The organism is Ruegeria sp. AE3 (assembly GCF_056542225.1).
The window spans coordinates 122674-138994 of the sequence record NZ_JBQFZL010000006.1; the positions used below are offsets into that span (position 1 = coordinate 122674).

18 protein-coding genes are annotated in these 16321 nt (G+C 61.0%); 12 read left to right on the forward strand and 6 right to left on the reverse strand.

Features of this window, described 5'->3' with window-relative positions; all coding sequences use genetic code 11:
- Position 1 precedes the first annotated feature (1 nt).
- From ACR0NZ_RS13145 to ACR0NZ_RS13165, 5 genes are all read left to right on the forward strand, one after another.
- Positions 2 to 787: a F0F1 ATP synthase subunit A gene (locus ACR0NZ_RS13145; RefSeq protein WP_267366759.1), complete on the forward strand. Its 786-nt coding sequence runs from the start codon at positions 2 to 4 to the stop codon at positions 785 to 787.
- A 48-nt stretch (positions 788 to 835) separates the two neighbouring features.
- Complete coding sequence (locus tag ACR0NZ_RS13150; protein WP_005981269.1) at positions 836 to 1060, forward strand: F0F1 ATP synthase subunit C; 225 nt, start codon at positions 836 to 838, stop codon at positions 1058 to 1060.
- An 86-nt stretch (positions 1061 to 1146) separates the two neighbouring features.
- Positions 1147 to 1698, forward strand: coding sequence for a F0F1 ATP synthase subunit B' (locus tag ACR0NZ_RS13155; protein ID WP_480494682.1), 552 nt, complete (start codon positions 1147 to 1149; stop codon positions 1696 to 1698).
- A 5-nt stretch (positions 1699 to 1703) separates the two neighbouring features.
- Positions 1704 to 2264, forward strand: coding sequence for a F0F1 ATP synthase subunit B (locus ACR0NZ_RS13160; protein ID WP_480483779.1), 561 nt, complete (start codon positions 1704 to 1706; stop codon positions 2262 to 2264).
- Positions 2265 to 2444: 180 nt separating this feature from the next.
- Positions 2445 to 3299, forward strand: a complete 855-nt coding sequence (locus ACR0NZ_RS13165) for a hypothetical protein (RefSeq protein ID WP_480519437.1) — start codon at positions 2445 to 2447, stop codon at positions 3297 to 3299.
- Between the two features lie 23 nt (positions 3300 to 3322).
- Here ACR0NZ_RS13165 and ACR0NZ_RS13170 read toward each other — a convergent pair whose 3' ends face one another.
- Positions 3323 to 4093 carry an FCD domain-containing protein gene (locus ACR0NZ_RS13170; RefSeq protein WP_267365974.1) on the reverse strand — a complete coding sequence of 257 codons (771 nt, stop codon included), beginning with the start codon at positions 4091 to 4093 and terminating at the stop codon, positions 3323 to 3325.
- Between the two features lie 150 nt (positions 4094 to 4243).
- Between ACR0NZ_RS13170 and ACR0NZ_RS13175 the strand changes: the two genes are divergently transcribed.
- The 5 genes from ACR0NZ_RS13175 to ACR0NZ_RS13195 all read left to right on the forward strand — a co-directional run bounded on the left by ACR0NZ_RS13175 (position 4244) and on the right by ACR0NZ_RS13195 (position 10962).
- On the forward strand, positions 4244 to 5437 hold the full coding sequence (locus ACR0NZ_RS13175) for an aminotransferase-like domain-containing protein (protein WP_480519439.1): 1194 nt from the start codon (positions 4244 to 4246) through the stop codon (positions 5435 to 5437).
- A 44-nt stretch (positions 5438 to 5481) separates the two neighbouring features.
- Positions 5482 to 5889: a hypothetical protein gene (locus ACR0NZ_RS13180; protein WP_480483776.1), complete on the forward strand. Its 408-nt coding sequence runs from the start codon at positions 5482 to 5484 to the stop codon at positions 5887 to 5889.
- Between the two features lie 140 nt (positions 5890 to 6029).
- Complete coding sequence (locus ACR0NZ_RS13185; protein ID WP_480519441.1) at positions 6030 to 9485, forward strand: chromosome segregation SMC family protein; 3456 nt, start codon at positions 6030 to 6032, stop codon at positions 9483 to 9485.
- A 53-nt stretch (positions 9486 to 9538) separates the two neighbouring features.
- Positions 9539 to 9889 (forward strand): hypothetical protein, encoded by a 351-nt coding sequence (locus ACR0NZ_RS13190; protein ID WP_480494786.1) that lies wholly within the window; start codon positions 9539 to 9541, stop codon positions 9887 to 9889.
- A gap of 272 nt (positions 9890 to 10161) precedes the next feature.
- Positions 10162 to 10962 carry a glycosyltransferase family 32 protein gene (locus ACR0NZ_RS13195; protein ID WP_480519443.1) on the forward strand — a complete coding sequence of 267 codons (801 nt, stop codon included), beginning with the start codon at positions 10162 to 10164 and terminating at the stop codon, positions 10960 to 10962.
- Between the two features lie 75 nt (positions 10963 to 11037).
- On the opposite strand, the gene ACR0NZ_RS13200 is transcribed toward ACR0NZ_RS13195, so the two are convergent.
- From ACR0NZ_RS13200 to cobD, 3 genes are read right to left on the reverse strand one after another with little or no spacing between them, the layout of a single operon-like run.
- The gene (locus ACR0NZ_RS13200; protein WP_480519445.1) at positions 11038 to 12201 is read right to left on the reverse strand and encodes a lytic murein transglycosylase; all 1164 of its coding nucleotides are present in this window, start codon (positions 12199 to 12201) and stop codon (positions 11038 to 11040) included.
- A gap of 11 nt (positions 12202 to 12212) precedes the next feature.
- On the reverse strand, positions 12213 to 13133 hold the full coding sequence (cbiB, locus tag ACR0NZ_RS13205; protein WP_480519447.1) for an adenosylcobinamide-phosphate synthase CbiB: 921 nt from the start codon (positions 13131 to 13133) through the stop codon (positions 12213 to 12215).
- A complete protein-coding gene (gene cobD / locus ACR0NZ_RS13210) occupies positions 13130 to 14095 on the reverse strand; it encodes a threonine-phosphate decarboxylase CobD (protein ID WP_480519449.1) in 966 nt (321 codons plus the stop codon). The genes cbiB and cobD overlap by 4 nt, the downstream gene beginning before the upstream one ends.
- 185 nt (positions 14096 to 14280) lie before the next feature.
- Here cobD and ACR0NZ_RS13215 point away from each other — a divergent pair, with 185 nt between their 5' ends.
- Positions 14281 to 14643: a response regulator transcription factor gene (locus tag ACR0NZ_RS13215; RefSeq protein WP_209506176.1), complete on the forward strand. Its 363-nt coding sequence runs from the start codon at positions 14281 to 14283 to the stop codon at positions 14641 to 14643.
- On the opposite strand, the gene ACR0NZ_RS13220 is transcribed toward ACR0NZ_RS13215, so the two are convergent.
- Entirely contained in the window at positions 14625 to 15614 is a 990-nt protein-coding gene (locus ACR0NZ_RS13220; protein WP_480519451.1) for a glutathione S-transferase family protein, read from the reverse strand. The genes ACR0NZ_RS13215 and ACR0NZ_RS13220 overlap by 19 nt on opposite strands.
- Positions 15615 to 15826: 212 nt before the next feature.
- Here ACR0NZ_RS13220 and ACR0NZ_RS13225 point away from each other — a divergent pair, with 212 nt between their 5' ends.
- A complete protein-coding gene (locus tag ACR0NZ_RS13225) occupies positions 15827 to 16180 on the forward strand; it encodes a hypothetical protein (RefSeq protein ID WP_480519453.1) in 354 nt (117 codons plus the stop codon).
- Here ACR0NZ_RS13225 and ACR0NZ_RS13230 read toward each other — a convergent pair.
- Complete coding sequence (locus ACR0NZ_RS13230) at positions 16177 to 16311, reverse strand: hypothetical protein (RefSeq protein WP_480519455.1); 135 nt, start codon at positions 16309 to 16311, stop codon at positions 16177 to 16179. The genes ACR0NZ_RS13225 and ACR0NZ_RS13230 overlap by 4 nt on opposite strands.
- Between the last annotated feature and the right edge of the window lie 10 nt (positions 16312 to 16321).

The window sequence follows — 16321 nt, forward strand, 5'->3', positions numbered from 1 at the left end:
CGTGGCAAGCGAGACCACCGCAGCACACGGCGCCGAAGGCGCAGACCACGCAGCAGAAGCCAGCAGCCTGGTGTTTCACCCGATGGACCAGTTCATCGTCAAGCCGCTGTTCGGTGGCGAGATTGCCTGGTACACGCCCACCAACGTGACCCTGTGGCTGTTCCTGGCCATCGTGGCGATCTTTGGCCTGCTGGTTCTCAGCACGTCAAAGCGCGCCATCGTCCCGACCCGGATGCAGTCGATTGCGGAACTGGCCTATGGCTTCATCTACAAGATGCTGGAAGACATCTGCGGCAAGGACGGCGTCAAGTTCTTCCCCTATGTCATGACCCTGTTCATGTTCATTGTGACCGCGAACTTCCTGGGTCTGATCCCAACCTCGTTCACCACCACATCGCATTTCGCCGTGACAATCCCGCTGGCGCTGGCCGTGTTCCTGACCGTGACCATTCTGGGTTTCGTCAAGAACGGTGCCGCGTTCCTGGGCCTGTTCTGGGTCTCCAGCGCGCCGCTGGCGCTGCGCCCGATCCTGGCGATCATCGAGCTGATCTCGTACTTCGTACGCCCCGTCAGCCACTCCATTCGTCTTGCCGGTAACGTCATGGCAGGCCACGCGGTGATCAAGGTGTTTGCAGGCTTTGCCGCAATTTCCCTGATTTCGCCTGTGTCAGTTCTGGCGATCACCGCAATGTATGGTCTCGAGGTCCTTGTGGCCTTCATTCAGGCCTACGTATTCACCATTCTGACCTGTGTTTATCTGAAAGATGCGCTGCATCCTTCGCACTAAGGTCCGATAACCCAACATCGAAACTTCCAATTCGTAAGGAGAAACATCATGGAAGGCGATCTCGCACACATCGGCGCAGGCCTGGCAGCAATCGGTTCCGGCGCAGCCGCAATCGGGGTGGGCAACGTTGCAGGCAACTTCCTGGCCGGCGCCCTGCGCAACCCTTCGGCGGCTGCTTCGCAGACCGCAACCCTGTTCATCGGTATCGCATTCGCAGAAGCCCTGGGGATCTTCGCATTCCTGGTCTCGCTGCTGCTGATGTTCGCCGTCTAATCTGCGGAACCTGATCCTTACGCGCAGGTGGGTCCAAGCCATAGCGGCCCACCTGTTGTAAAGACAACGTTCCGACGGAGGACATCATGGCGACTGAACCCATTAGCGAAGAAGTAGTTGGCGCGTGCGTCGACTCGCATGGCTCTGCCATCGGGATGCCGCAGCTCTGCTTCGATTGGTTCCCCAACCAGATTTTCTGGCTGGTCATTACGCTGGTCGTCATCTTTCTGGTCCTGTCTCGCGTGGCTCTGCCCCGCATCGCGGCGATCCTGGCCGAGCGCCGGGGGACCATTACAAATGACCTGGCTGCGGCCGAAGATCTGAAGGCCAAAGCGGTCGAGGCCGAAGAGGCCTATAACAAGGCGCTGGCCGATGCCCGTGCCGAAGCGCAGCGTATCGCGGCCGAAGCCCGTGCTGAAATCCAGGCTGGTCTGGATGACGCGATTGCCAGGGCGGATGCGGAAATCGCTGCAAAGGCGGCTGAATCGGAAAAGGCAATTGCCGAAATCCGTGCCGGTGCGCTGGAAAGCATTCAAGTGGTCGCCAAGGATACGGCGGCTGAACTGGTCACCGCGCTGGGCGGCGAGGCGGATGCCAAAGCCATCGACAGTGCCATTGACACGCAGATGAAAGGATAAGTGACATGCGGAACACTCTTGCCCTTATCCTGACCGTTGGTGCCGCCAGCCCCGCGCTGGCTGCAAGCGGCCCGTTCTTCTCGCTTGGCAACACCGACTTTGTGGTCCTTCTGGGCTTCATCGTTTTCATCGCGGTCCTGTTCTACTTCAAGGTGCCGGGCATGATCGGCGGTGCGCTGGACAACCGTGCCGAAGGCATCAAGGCCGAGCTGGACGAAGCCCGCGCCCTGCATGAAGAAGCACGCAGCCTGCTGGCCTCGTACGAGCGCAAGCAGCGTGAAGTGCAGGCACAGGCTGATGCGATTGTCGAGGCGGCCAAACAGGACGCGGCTCTGGCTGCGGACCAGGCGAAGGTCGATCTCGAAAAGTCGATCGAACGCCGTCTGGCTGCTGCGCAGGACCAGATTGCCTCGGCCGAAGCCTCGGCTGTAAAAGACGTGCGCGATCAGGCCGTTTCGGTTGCGATTGCCGCTGCCGGCTCGGTTCTGGCCAAGCAGATGACAGCCGCGCAGGCGAACAAGCTGATCGAGGTCTCGATCGCAGATGTGGGCGCCAAGCTGCACTGACGGGGACACCGACAGGTAAAAAACGCAGATGACCCGAGAGCATTGCGCTGTCGGGTCTTTTGTTTTGGGGGCGGGGCTGATTGTATTGACCGGAACATCACTCGGATTCTGTACCCGTCTTTGGGTCGGAATGTCCCGCTCGGGGCCGACGGGTGCAAAAAGAACAGGGAAAGACGGGCCGTGGCAGGCGAAAACGTTTCGATGAATATTGTTGGGGTGGTCAGAAACGGCGGGGCCGCGCTGATCGAAAGCATCAACAGGATCGAAGACCTGACCACCCGCTTGCACCGCTATTCCGTGACCATTGCGACAAACGACAACACTGATCGCACAGATCGGGTTCTGTCCGAATTCGCGCGCCGCGACCCGAATGTGGACCTTGTCCGCATGGATGGTCTGGCCTCCAGACTGCCGGGCCGGGTCGAGCGGATCACGGCGGCCAGAAACGCTGTCCTCAACAGGCTGGAAGAACGCGACAGCGGTCACGACCTGACATTGGTGCTTGATCTGAACGGGCCGAATGTCTGTCTGGACGCTCAGACGGTTCTGACGGCCGCACAACGTTCCGTACCACGCTGGGAAGGTGTCTTTGCCAATTCCAAACCGGCCTATTACGATATCTATGCCCTGCGCTGCGCAGGCTGGTGCGACGAAGACGTCTGGCAAAGAATTCGGACAACGCGCAAGCCCCTGTTCGGGCGCCGCAAATGGCGGAAAGTTCTGCTGAAATCAGCGGTTTTCGACCGCCAGTATCACATTCCGTCCGATATGCCCCTGATACCGGTCGATAGCGCCTTTGGCGGCGCAGGATTGTACAAGACCCGCGCCTTGCGTGGCCTGCGCTATTCCTGCCGGGATGAAAAAGGCGACCTCGTGTGCGAACATGTGATGCTGCACAAACACCTCAGGGACCGGGGCGCGCGGCTGTTCATCGACCCGGCCCTGACAACCATCGCCCCGAATGACGATCTGGGCGAAGGCAGCGGCGCACCTTTCCCGTCACACCTGATCCAGCCCGAGACCGGGGCCGCCTGATCCCTGAGGGCACTTGGAAAGCGCTAGGCCTGACGGGTTTCGTGCTGCAACCTTTGCTGCGCAACAGCCTCGTTCCGCTCGGCCTTCTGCTGATCGATCATGCAGCGTTCGACAAAACTCAGATGCGTTTCGACGGCCTGACGTGCGGCTGCCGGATCGCGGGCCTGAAGGGCCGCGTTGATAGTGCTGTGCTGGTCCAGAATGGCCTCGCGGGTCGCGCGCTGCCGGAACATTGTCCGTCGGTTATAGAACACACCCTGCACCAGCAGGTCATACATTGACCGCATCATATGCAGCATTACCACATTGTGGCTGGCTTCGATGATGGCCATGTGAAACTCGGCATCCAGCTGCGCCTCTTGGTCCGCGGCGTTCCGGTCATGGGCCGCCCGCATCTTGTCATAGATCGCCTGAACAACCTTCAGGTCGCTCTCTGATCCCAGCCGCGCGGCCCGTTCTGCCGCCAGCCCCTCCATGTCGCGGCGAAAGGACAGGTAATCGAATACGGCCTCGTCATGGCTGCTGAATAACCGGATCAGCGCTGGCGAAAAGGCTGACCCCAAAACCTCGGCCACATAGATCCCGGACCCGGCTTTTGTTGTCAGCAACCCCTGTTCCTGAAGCTCGGACACCGCATCGCGCAGGGACGGGCGCGACACGCCCATTCGTTCGGCCAACTCACGCTCTGGCGGCAGACGCTCACCGGGGCGCAGGATGCCGCGCAGGATCAACAGCTCGATCTGGCGAACGACCGCAAGTGACAGTTTTTCCGTCTGAACTTTCTGAAATGGCATGGTCCGTTCCGAAATTGGTCAACTCATTTGACCATGGACAGGGGGGCTGTTCAAGAATACCCGGTCACATCCGCTGAAATATTAGGTCAGAAGTGTTGACTTTAATTTGAGAAAGCATAGGCTGCGCCGAAATGAGATCGGAGGAGCCTCATGTCCCATCACCCTTTGTTTGCCACCCGGGCTTCCCGGATGAAGGCGTCAGAAATCCGCGAGCTGCTGAAACTGCTCGATCAGCCCGGTATCATTTCCTTTGCAGGTGGCATTCCGGACCCCGCGCTTTTCCCGGCTGAAGCTTTCGCTCAGGCGTTTCAGCAGGCATTGGGGCCGGACATGCAGGCGCAGGCGCTGCAATATTCGGTCAGCGAAGGCTATGCCCCCCTGCGCCGGTGGCTGGTGCAGCACATGCGCGAAATCGGGGTGGAATGTGACATGGACAACGTCCTGATCACCTCGGGCTCGCAGCAGGCGCTGGATTATCTGGGCAAGCTGTTCCTGTCCCCCGGCGACACGGCTTTGGTCGGGTGGCCCACCTATCTGGGCGCGCTTGCCGCGTTCAACGCGTATGAGCCGCGCTTTGACCGGCTCAATGGCAACAAGGGGGCCGATGAATTCAGGGTTGCGGCAGGGGATGGCGCTGTGAAATTCGCCTATCTGTCGCCCGATTTTGCCAATCCGACAGGCGAAACCCTGACCCGCCCGGGTCGTGAGGCATTGCTGGACCTGACCGACGAACTGGACTGCGCGTTGATCGAAGACGGCGCCTATCAGGCACTGCGCTATGACGGCGATCCGATCCCGCCAATCCTGGCTCTGGAACAGGAGCGCAAGGGATCGATCGAAAACTGCCGGACGATATACTGTGGCAGCTTCTCGAAAACCCTGTCACCGGGTCTGCGCATGGGGTGGGTTGTTGCGGCCAAGCCGATCATCTCGCAGATGGTTCTGCTGAAACAGGCGGCGGATCTGCATTCGGCGACCATCAACCAGATGGCCGTGCATCAGGTGGCGGAAGCGTGCTTTGACACCCATATCCCGAAAGTGCGCGACACTTACCGCGCGCGCCGTGATGCGATGCTGGGTGCGCTGCAACAGCACATGCCCGACGGGGTGGCTTGGACGCGCCCCGAAGGCGGCATGTTCGTCTGGGTGACACTCCCCGCCGGGATCAGTGGGTCTGACCTGCTGGCGCATGCGCTGGATACGGTGAAAGTGGCTTTTGTGCCGGGGCAGGCGTTTTTCCCAGACGGCAGCGGGGCAAACACGATCCGGCTCAGCTTCTCGAACTCGGACGAGGCGACGATCCGCGAAGGTATCCGCCGGTTAGGCGAAGTTCTGCGCGCCTGACGTCCAGAAAGGTTCTGTTAACCAAATTGCTGCAACTCTGCGGCATGATCCGGTTTCTCGCTCCGCTCCTGCTGGCCGCCTGCGCCGCCGGGACCCCGCATTTCCGCGACGTTCCGGCCACCCGCGTGGCGGTGAACGGTAGTGTGTTCGACGTGCGCGTGCGCGGCGATCTGGCCGAGGCGGTGCGGATCAACGCGCAATACGCCCCGCGGCTTGGCCCTGTTCGGGATCGCGCCGCGCTGGCCATGGCGCAGGTTTCAGGCTGCCCGATCCTCGACGTGCTGGGTGACGCGGCTGTCACGGTTGGTGTACTGGGGTGTGACCGCGAGGCGGGGGAACGGCTGTTGCTGACCGCTGTCTCGACGCCCCGGTATGAATGTATCGACTATGGTATCTATGAAAATGTCGGGGGCGACAGCGGCTATCAGGTCTTCGAATGCAGCCCATACTGACATACGCGTGTTCCTGCGCATTTCGGCAAGATGTTGTGGATAACTTGCACTGATCTCCCATATCCTGCGCAACTGCGTTGACTCGGACCCCATCCCTTGCGCAGACTTTCAATTCATAGGAATCACGGGACACGCGGCCATTGCGTTTCAGCAAGCTCAAACTGACCGGCTTCAAAAGCTTTGTTGATCCGACCGATCTGATCATCGCGGACGGGTTGACCGGTGTGGTGGGTCCGAACGGCTGTGGCAAGTCCAACCTTCTGGAAGCCTTGCGCTGGGTGATGGGGGAAAACCGCCCCAAATCCATGCGCGGCGGCGCGATGGAGGATGTGATCTTTGCCGGTGCCGCCACACGGCCCGCCCGCAATTTCGCCGAAGTTGTCCTGACCATGGACAATTCCGAACGTCTGGCACCCGCGGGGTTCAATGACACCGACCAGCTTGAAATCGTGCGCCGGATCACCCGCGATGTCGGCAGCGCCTACAAGACCAACGGCAAGGATGTGCGCGCGCGCGATGTGCAGATGCTGTTCGCGGATGCCTCGACCGGTGCCCATTCCCCCGCGCTTGTGGGGCAGAACCGCATCGCCGAGCTGATCAGCGCCAAACCCCGCGCCCGCCGCCGCATCCTGGAAGAGGCCGCCGGGATCTCGGGGCTCTATCAACGTCGGCATGAGGCCGAGCTGAAGCTGAAAGCGACCGAGGCCAACCTGACCCGCGTCGATGACGTGCTCGAGCAGTTGGGCGGGCAGCTTGCGCAACTGGCCCGTCAGGCCCGTCAGGCCGCACGCTATCGCGAAATCGGCGAACAGCTGCGTCAGGCCGAGGGGATGCTGCTCTATCGCCGCTGGAAAGAGGCCGACATGGCCCGCCAGCAGGCTGAAGACAAGCTGCGAGCCCGGATTTCCGAGGCCTCCCGCGCCGAGGCCGAAGCCCGCGCCGCAGCAGCAAAAAGGGCCGGGATCGAAGAAACCCTGCCCCCTCTGCGCGAGGAAGAGGCCATCGCCGCGGCTGTCCTGCAACGCCAGCAGGTGCAGCGCGATCAACTGACCGATCAGGAAACCCGCGCGCGCCAGACCATTGAAACACTGACCAGCCGCATTCATCAACTCGGCAAGGATATCGACCGGGAAACCGGCCTGAACCGCGATGCGGGCCAGATGATCGAACGGCTGGAATGGGAAGCCCGTGAACTGGCCAAGGCTGCCGAAGGGCATGACGCGAAGGTGGCGGAAGCCGCAGAAATTGCCCGCGAAGCCGCGTCGATCCTTCAGGACCGCGAAGACCACCTGTCGCAGCAGACCGAAGATATGGCGCGTCTGGTCGCCCGTCACCAGTCGGCGCAGCGTCTGGTCGAAGACAGCCGCAAGACGCTGGCACGCTCTGAGGGCGAAGAAGAAAAAGCCCGCCTGGCCGTGGATGAGGCCAGAACAGCCCTGACCCGTGCCAGCGTGGCGTTTGAAACTTCGCAGGAAAGCGAGGAAGAAGCCCGCGAAGCCGCCGAGGCCGCCGAAGAGGCGCTGGCCGCCGCAGATGAGTTGCGCAATGAAACGCAGGCCCGCGAAGCCGAGGCACGCGCGCAACGGTCCGAGGCCGAAGGCGAATTGGGTGCAATCCGCGCCGAAACAACCGCGCTTGCCAAGCTGGTGGAACGCGACACGGCCGAAGGCGGGCAGGTGATGGACCTGCTGCGCGTGGAACCGGGTTTTGAGAAGGCGCTGGGAGCAGCCTTGGCCGATGACCTCCGTGCGCCGCTGGTTGAAGGTGACGGCCCGTCCGGCTGGGTTCAGGTGGCAGGCTATGACAGCGATCAACCCTTGCCCGATGGGGTCGACCCGCTGGCGCTGCACGTGTCAGGGCCGGACAGGCTCAGCCGTCGCATCGCGCAGATCGGGCTGGTCGATGCGGATCAGGGCGCGCGGTTGCAGGCGTCGTTGAAGCCGGGCCAGCGTCTTGTGTCGCGCTCGGGCGACCTGTGGCGCTGGGACGGGTTCCGCGCCTGGGCCGAGGATGCGCCAAGCGCGGCGGCGCTGCGTCTGGAACAGCTCAACAAGCTTGAGGCGCTGAAACAGGAACTGGCCCGCATCGAGGCGCAGGCCGACGGTGCCCGCGCCGCGCATGAAACCCTGTCGCGGCAACTGGCGGACGTGACCGAGGCCGACCGACGCGCGCGCGAAGCCCGCCGTACCGCCGATCAGCGCATGGCCGAAACCGCACGCCAGCTCAGCCGCGCCGAGGCCGATCGCAACCTCGCGCAGGGCAAGCTGGAAACCCTGGCCCTCGCCGTAGACCGTCACAAGGAAGACGCCATGTCCGCCCGCGTGCAACTGCGCGAGGCCGAGGCGGCGCTGAACGACCTGGGTGATCTTGCCAGCGCCCGCGCCGAGGTTGAAGACATCAAGCAGACGGTCGAGGCAGCGCGGATCACCATGCTGACCCACCGCTCGACCCATGATGAGCTGCGCCGTGAAGGCGACGCCCGCACCCGACGCACGCAGGAGGTCACCAAGGACCTGAGCGGCTGGCGGCACCGTCTGGAAACGGCCGAGAAACGGATTTCGGAACTGGCCGAGCGCAAGGAAAGTTCGGAAGAGGAACTGACCGAGGCTATGGCCGTCCCCGGCGAAATCGCCGAGGCGCGGGAAGAGCTGAACGAGTTGATCGAAGCCGCCGAAGCCCGGCGGGCCGATGCCGCTGACAAGCTGGCCGAAGCAGAAACACAGTTGCGCGAAGTGGTGACGGCCGAGCGTGAGGCCGAACGCCTGGCCTCAGAAGCCCGCGAAAACCGCGCCGCAGCCGAGGCGCGCAGTGAAGCGGCAAAGGAAAGCGTGCTTGCGGCAGCAGAACGGATTGCCGAAGACCAGCAACTGACCCCGAACCAGTTGCTGAACCAGCTGGACGTCAACCCCGACCAGATGCCCGCCGCGGATGCTCTGGAAGCCGAAGTGAACCGCCACAAACGCCAGCGTGACGCCATGGGCGCGGTGAACCTGCGGGCCGAGGAAGACAGCAAGGACGTTCAGGAAGAATTTGACACGCTCAGCAGTGAAAAGGCCGATCTGGAAGAGGCGATCAAAGCTCTGCGCAGTGGCATCTCCAGCCTCAACCGCGAAGGGCGCGAGCGTCTGTTGACCGCGTTTGAACAGGTGAACTCGAACTTCGCGATGCTGTTCAAGCATCTCTTTGGTGGGGGCGAGGCCAATCTGGTCATGGTCGAAAGCGATGACCCGCTGGATGCGGGGCTGGAAATCATGTGTCAGCCGCCGGGCAAGAAACTCTCGACCCTCAGCCTGCTGTCGGGCGGCGAACAGACCCTGACCGCGACCGCGCTGATCTTTGGCGTTTTCCTGGCCAACCCGGCCCCGATCTGTGTGCTGGACGAAGTCGACGCGCCGCTGGACGATGCCAACGTCACCCGCTTTTGTGACCTGCTGGACGAGATGTGCCGCCAGACCGACACCCGTTTCCTGATCATCACCCACCACGCGGTGACCATGGCGCGCATGGATCGTCTGTTCGGCGTCACCATGCAGGAACAGGGCGTCAGCCAGCTGGTTTCGGTCGATCTGAAGAAGGCCGAGCAGATGGTGGCCTGACCGCTCACCGCAACGTTATGATGATTGCAGGCATAACGCGCTACCTTGGCCTCATGACGCGTTTCCTGATCTCCGCCCTCATCGCCGCCACCCCGGTTGTCGCCGCCGACTGGCCTGTCAAACCCGGCGATGTCCCGCTGACAGTGGCCGAGCTTGACGCCCTCGCAGGCCAGACGCTGACCTTTTACGATGATGGTCAGGCCAAGTTTTCGGCCGGTGGGGCCTATTCCTATACCTACGCGGGAGGAGATTCCGCCTTTGGAACCTACGCCATCGCCGATGACGGTTCCGTCTGCATTGCGTACCGCAACGGGTTCAGCCGCTGCGACCTGTATGTCCGCAGCGGCGAGCGGCTGATCCTGATCGATCAGAAAGGGGATCGATACCCGGTGCGGCCCGAATAAGGAAGTCAGCAGTTCAGGACGGTCACTTTGGCAATGGACCAACCCGTGCAGCGTACTGAACCCGCGGCAGGTGCCAAAGGCTACGCCAGGAACATTAGCCCAAAAATGCACGCCCGAAGATAGGCCAGAACCAAACTGTGGGCACCTCGACACAGCGCGCTGGCGCAAAGCAGGGTAAGTCGTGCCAAAACCGCCGCCGCGGTTGACGAGCCACGCACCGCTTCGTTAGTGCAGCAGCGACCCCGTTTCGGCTTAGGGCAAGAGGTGCTGTTTTGGAATTTCAAGTTGCAAGTTTCTGGTTTGGTTCGCCGTTATCTTGCGTTGAAAGAGTATGCATTCAGTCCTTTCTGGATCATGGCTATGTCTTCCACCTGTACGTGCTGGATATGAACATGGATGTTCCCGAAGGCGTCGTTGTTCATGATGCCCGCGAAATCTATACAGATGAAACCACCGAAAACCTGACCGGTGGCCGACGACGGATGGCGGTCTATTCAGACATCTTCCGTATCCACATGCTGCAAAAAACCGACTATGTGTGGGTTGATCTGGATATCTACTGCATCCGGCCGCTGGATGTTCCACCGGACTATCTGTTTGGTGTCGTCTGGCGCAATAAGGCGATGAACAATTGTGTATTGCGTCTTCCCAAAAATTCTCTGGCACTGAAGCTGATCCTGAATTTCCTTGAGTCAGAAGTCCCGATCCCGTTTTGGTTGGGCAGTGATCACATTGAAAAACTGGTCAAACGCTATGAGGCGGGCGAGACACTCACGCTCTATGACCTTCCGTGGACGACAACCGGCCCAAGCGTGACCCGCTGGGCGCTGGGGGTCACCGGTGAAATCGACCGAGGCCAGCATTGGCATTTGTATTGGCCGCGTCGCGGGTTTCTGGACCCGGTCGAGAACATTGAAGACTACGAACCCGATTGGGCCCGGTTTCACCACTTCCAGGGCGAAACCCGCAGTGGTATTCGCAGCAAATTCGGCGGTATTCCTCCAAAGGGAAGTTACATTGATATTGTCTGTCAAAGACATGGAATTGACCCCAAGAAATATCCGGTCACATAATCAGCGGCGACGGTGCCGATATCGTCAAATAATCTTGGGGGTTCGCGTCATACCACAGAAGTGCGGGCCGCTGGCTCAGAGTTTTTCCAGCAACTCCATCGTTGGCCACGCATCCGCAGGCAGGCCCAAACGGTTCTGTTCGGCCTGCGTTGCATCCCGCGTTCCGGCGCCCAGAATCCCGTCGATCTTGCCCACATCATATCCTTTGGCCTGAAGCTTGGTCTGCAACTGTTTCATCTGTGCGCCATTCAGGCCCTGCGCGGGATTGCCCGCATCATAGATCTGGCCGCCCTCAAGCCGTGTTCCGAAATAAGCGGCGGTCAGAACATAGACAAAGCTCTGGTTCCATTCGAAATAGACGTCGAAATTGGGGTAGGCCAGAAAGGCAGGCCCGTTGCGCCCCTGTGGCAGGATCAGCGAGGCGGGCAGGTTGGCCAAGGACCCGCCGCGCGCCTGAACGCCCATCGCCTGCCATTCCGCCACCGAACGCGGTTTGCCGGGGCCGGACAGGGACCAGTCCATCTGCGCGGGCACGGTGACCTCCTGCAACCAAGGCTCACCCGCGCGCCATCCTAGATGAGACAGCATTCTGGCCCCCGACATCAGCGCATCAGGGGCCGAGCTCTTCAGGCGGACATGCCCGTCACCGTCACCATCGACGCCGTTTTCCAGTATGTCACGCGGCAGCATCTGCACCATGCCGATCTCTCCGGCCCAAGCCCCGGTGGTGCGGGCCGGGTCGAAATCACCGTTCTGATACAGCTCGATGGCGGCGAAGATCTGCGGTCGGAACAGCTCCGGGCGGCGGCAGTCATGGGCCAGCGTCACCAAGGCGTTGCGGGTGTTGAAGTCGCCTTGAAACGATCCGTAATCGGTTTCAAATGCCCAGAAGGCCAGCAGCACCCCGCGGGAAACGCCATATTCCCGCTCGATCCGATCAAAGACCGCATCGTATTTGCGCGACATCGCTTGCCCGCGCTCGATCCGGTTTTGAGAAATCAGACGACGAGAAAATTCAACAAAGGGCTTCTGAAAAACGCCCTGCGCCCGGTCGGCCTTCAGCACGGCGCTGTCCTGCTGCACCCCGTCAAAGAACCCGTTCACTGCTGATTTGTCCAAACCTTGCTGCACGGCCTCGGCCTTCAGCCCTTTGACAAAGGAATTAAAACCACCGCCACATTGCGCCAGCGCAGGTGAGGTGAACAGGGCAGCGGCGATCAGGCCAGAGAGTATACGCATGAAAAGGTCCGTCAGAATATCAGTTTGGCCCCAACCCACACTGACACGAGCCCAAGCGCAAGCCCCCAAACCCGCCAGAGCATGTCACATGCGCGAAAAACTTCTGATGCACCGATCTCGCGCGGGGCGTCGCCATTGACCCAGGCTAGGTCGCGCACCTGCCCGTCATAGCTGCGCGGCCCAGCCAGCGCGACATTCAGGGCGCGGGCCATGGCGGCCTCGGGCCAGCCAGCGTTGGGTGAGATATGGCGTTGCGCATCCCGCACCATCTCAGACCAGCGAGACCATTGGCCGGACAGCGCCACGATCATCACACAGGTCAGTCGGGCAGGGATCAGGTTCAGCAGGTCGTCGAACCGGGCCGCGGCCCAGCCAAAATCGCGGTACGTTTCGGTGCGATAACCGATCATGCTGTCGGCGGTGTTCACCGCCTTGTACACCAGCAACCCCGGAAGCCCCGCGACCAGAAACCAGAATGCGGGGGCAATGACCCCGTCGCTCAGGTTTTCTGCCGCACTTTCGATGGCGGAACGCGCCACCTGTGCTTCGGTCATATCCTGCGTGTCGCGCGAGACGATCATAGCCACCTGCGCCCGCCCGTCTTCCAGCGAAGATTGCAACCCGTAACCAACCGCGCGGACATGGGCAACCAGCGACTTTTGCGCCAACAGGATTGCGCAGCAAAGAATTTCAACCACCGGCCCCAGCTGCGATAGACCCCACCCAAGACCCCATGCGCCGCAGATCAGAAGGGCAAGCACGGCCACCCCTTTCAGCCTCCGTCTGCTTCCGTGGTTCAGGCACTTGTCCAGCCAGCCGATCAGGTTGCCGATCATCACCGCCGGGTGTTTGACGCGGGACCAGAGCCAATCGGGCTCTCCCAGTGCCGCGTCCAGACACAGGGCGCAGACCAGCATCAGGGCAGGGCTCACAGCGCGGCCTCCAGCCTGTCCCATCCCTTTTCTGGCGGCAGACCCAGACGCAGAAAGGTTGCTGAATAGGGAAAGATACGGCTCCAGATATGGGCGCGGGCCAGCCGGTCCTGCCAGCCCAAGGCGTCATCGACTTTGTAAAGACGAAACAGGCTGGTGCCACCGACAATATTTGCGCCCCTGGTCAGCATCAGCGCATCCAGCCGGGCCGCCTCATCCGCCAGTCGCGCGCGCGTGGCATCGGCCCAGTCATCGTCCGACAGGGCCTGTGTCCCAACCCGCAGGGCCGGGCCGGACACCGACCAGGGTCCGGTCAGGTCGTTCAGGCGGTTGATCAGTTCAGGCCGCCCGATGGCAAACCCAAGCCGCATCCCGGCCAGCCCCCAGAACTTGCCAAAGCTCTTCAGCACGATCACGCCGGGACGTTCCGCCAGATCGATCAACGATACCTCTGGCGTGACATCGCAAAAGCTCTCGTCGATCACAGTCAGCGGGGCCGAGACGTCGCTTTCCTGCCAGATACGTCCGTCCGGGTTATTTGGATGCACGATCACGCGGGCGTCAGCCGCGCCCTCAGGCTGAACTCGCCACCCCTGCGCCGAAAAGGCGGCGGCGTGTTCGTTATAGGTGGGCAGTGTGATCTGGACACGCCCTGGCGCGGCCAGCGCCGGAATGCGAGAGATGACAGCCGATGCACCGGGTGCCGGCAGGATCTCAGCCCCCTGCGGCACGTTCCAGAACCTGCGGGCCGCATCACTCAGCCGTTCAAAGGCACCGTGATCCGGCAATTCGGCCCAATCTCCGGCGGTCAGACCCGCGACTGCGTAAGGATGCGGATTGATTCCGGTCGACAGATCAATCCAATCTGCGCGCGTTCCACCATACCTGACAATCGCCCTGTCCAGCCCCCCGCCGTGGTCGCGAACTGCGCGGGGGTCCAAGCCGTGATCAAGTGTACTCATCTGCTCTCTCTGCGGGGATTGACCGGTTTCGGGGTGCTTCAAGCGGATTTTTGCCATTTACACAAGCAAATCCGCCCGAACACGCAAGCGTGCGGCTGCTGTTAACACTTTGTTAAGGAAATAACGAGATCACGGACCACGGGGGTCGGCACCACTCACCATACCAAGTGCCGAGGTTGTTGCAAATGAAAGTTCTGATTGTTGAGAGTAACCCCGACCTTGGTCGGGTCTGGAAAAGACATCTGGAGCGGCAAGACGCCGAAGTCACGCTGGTTGACGCTCAGGAGGCCGCCATTCTGGCCCTCTATGGCACGGATTTTGATATCATCGTGCTGGATCTGGTTCTGGAAACCGGAAGCGCATTGGCTGTGGCCGATTTTGCCAGCTATCGCCGCCCCGAGGCGCGGGTGATTTTTGTCACCAACACCACCTTCTTTTCCGACGGGTCGATTTTTGCGCACAGTCCCAATGCCTGTGCCTATGTTCAAAGCGAAACGCCGCCAGAGGATCTGGCGGCGATGGTCGAACATTACGCTGCGGGGCGCTGACCGCGTCCATGCGGCTCCATGTAATCCAGCACCGGGTTCACCGGAATGATCCGGTGCGGATTGATGCTGTCATGGCTGTAGTGATAGTGGCGCACGATGTGATCCATGTTCACGGTCTCGGCGACACCGGGCCATTGATACAGCTCCCGCGTATAGGCCCATAGGTTTGGATAATCGATCAGGCGCTGCCTGTTGCACTTGAAATGCAGATGATAGACCGGGTCGAAGCGGATCAGGGTTGTGAACAACCGCCAATCGGCTTCGGTGATCCGATCCCCCATCAGGTAACGGTTCCGGGCCAGACGCTCCTCCAGCCAGTCCAGCGTGTCGAACAATGGGTGTACGGCAGCGTCATAGGCGTCCTGCGTGGTGGCAAAGCCCGACTTGTAGACGCCGTTGTTGACGTCTGAATAGATGCGCGTGTTGACCTCTTCGATCTCGTCCCGCATCGCCTCGGGCCAGTAATCGTCCGTATTGCCAGTGATATCGTTGAAGGCCGAATTGAACATGCGGATGATTTCCGAACTTTCGTTCGAAACGATGGTCTCCTGCACCTTGTCCCACAGGATCGGAACCGTGACGCGACCGGAATAGGACGGATCCGCCTTGGTATAGATCTGATGTGCATGGCTCAGCCCGTAAAGACCGTCACCCGTGGCACCGTGATCATCCACCTCAAAGGTCCAGCCCTGGTCCAGCATGTCGGGATGCACGACCGAAACCGGGATCAGATCGCTCAGCCCTTTCAACGCGCGAAAGATCAGGGTGCGATGCGCCCAGGGGCAGGCGTGGCTGACATACAGGTGGTACCGCCCGGCTTCGGCCCGGAACCCGCTTTTGCCCGACGGTCCCGCGCGGCCATCAGCGGTCAACCAGTTGCGAAACTGCGCCGCGCTGCGTTTGAATGCGCCACCCGTGGATTTGGTGTCATACCAGGTGTCTTGCCATTTTCCATCGACCAGCAGGCCCATATCTCATCCTCCGCATAGGCGTTTGGCCAAAGATAGGTCCAAGCCCCGCCTGTTCCTATGCATTTGCCCGCGCACAAGACCTGCATGCGCGCACAGGCAATGCTGGGATTTCTGTGCAACAAACTGCAGGCACAGCCCGTTGCGTGAACGCGTTCACTGGATTTTTACAACAGTTCCCGCACAATAGAGGTCATTAGCGGGGGAATGATTTAATGAGTACTTATGTTTCAAAGGAAATACGCGCCGAGTTGGATGCGGCCCGAATCGCCACATTGAAAAAGGCCAGTCGCCTTCGTGTCCAAATGGGCGACAATACCTATAAAATTCTCAAATTGTGGAAAGATGGTTTCACGGTTGAGGCGGAAACGACACCGCGCCTGCGCGGGTTGGTCGATATCTATGACGGGGCCAATCTTATGTATCAATGCCTGATCATTGCCGATCAGGATGAAGGCGGAGAGATGCGATACGAATTCAAGCGCAGCACCGCCTCCCATGACAAGGCACCGCTGGATTTCTACCGCGCCCCGGATGCGCCCATCGCACTGCTGGGCTACGAAGACTAGGCTCGGATCTTTATCGTCCCGGGTTCGGTCAGGGTGACGCCCACCATGCCGTAGGGCTGGCCATCGATTTGGAATTCACCATTCGGGTCCGCGCCCGGACAGCAGGCGCGGTCCATCGTGAGGCCAGTCAAACCAGCCACC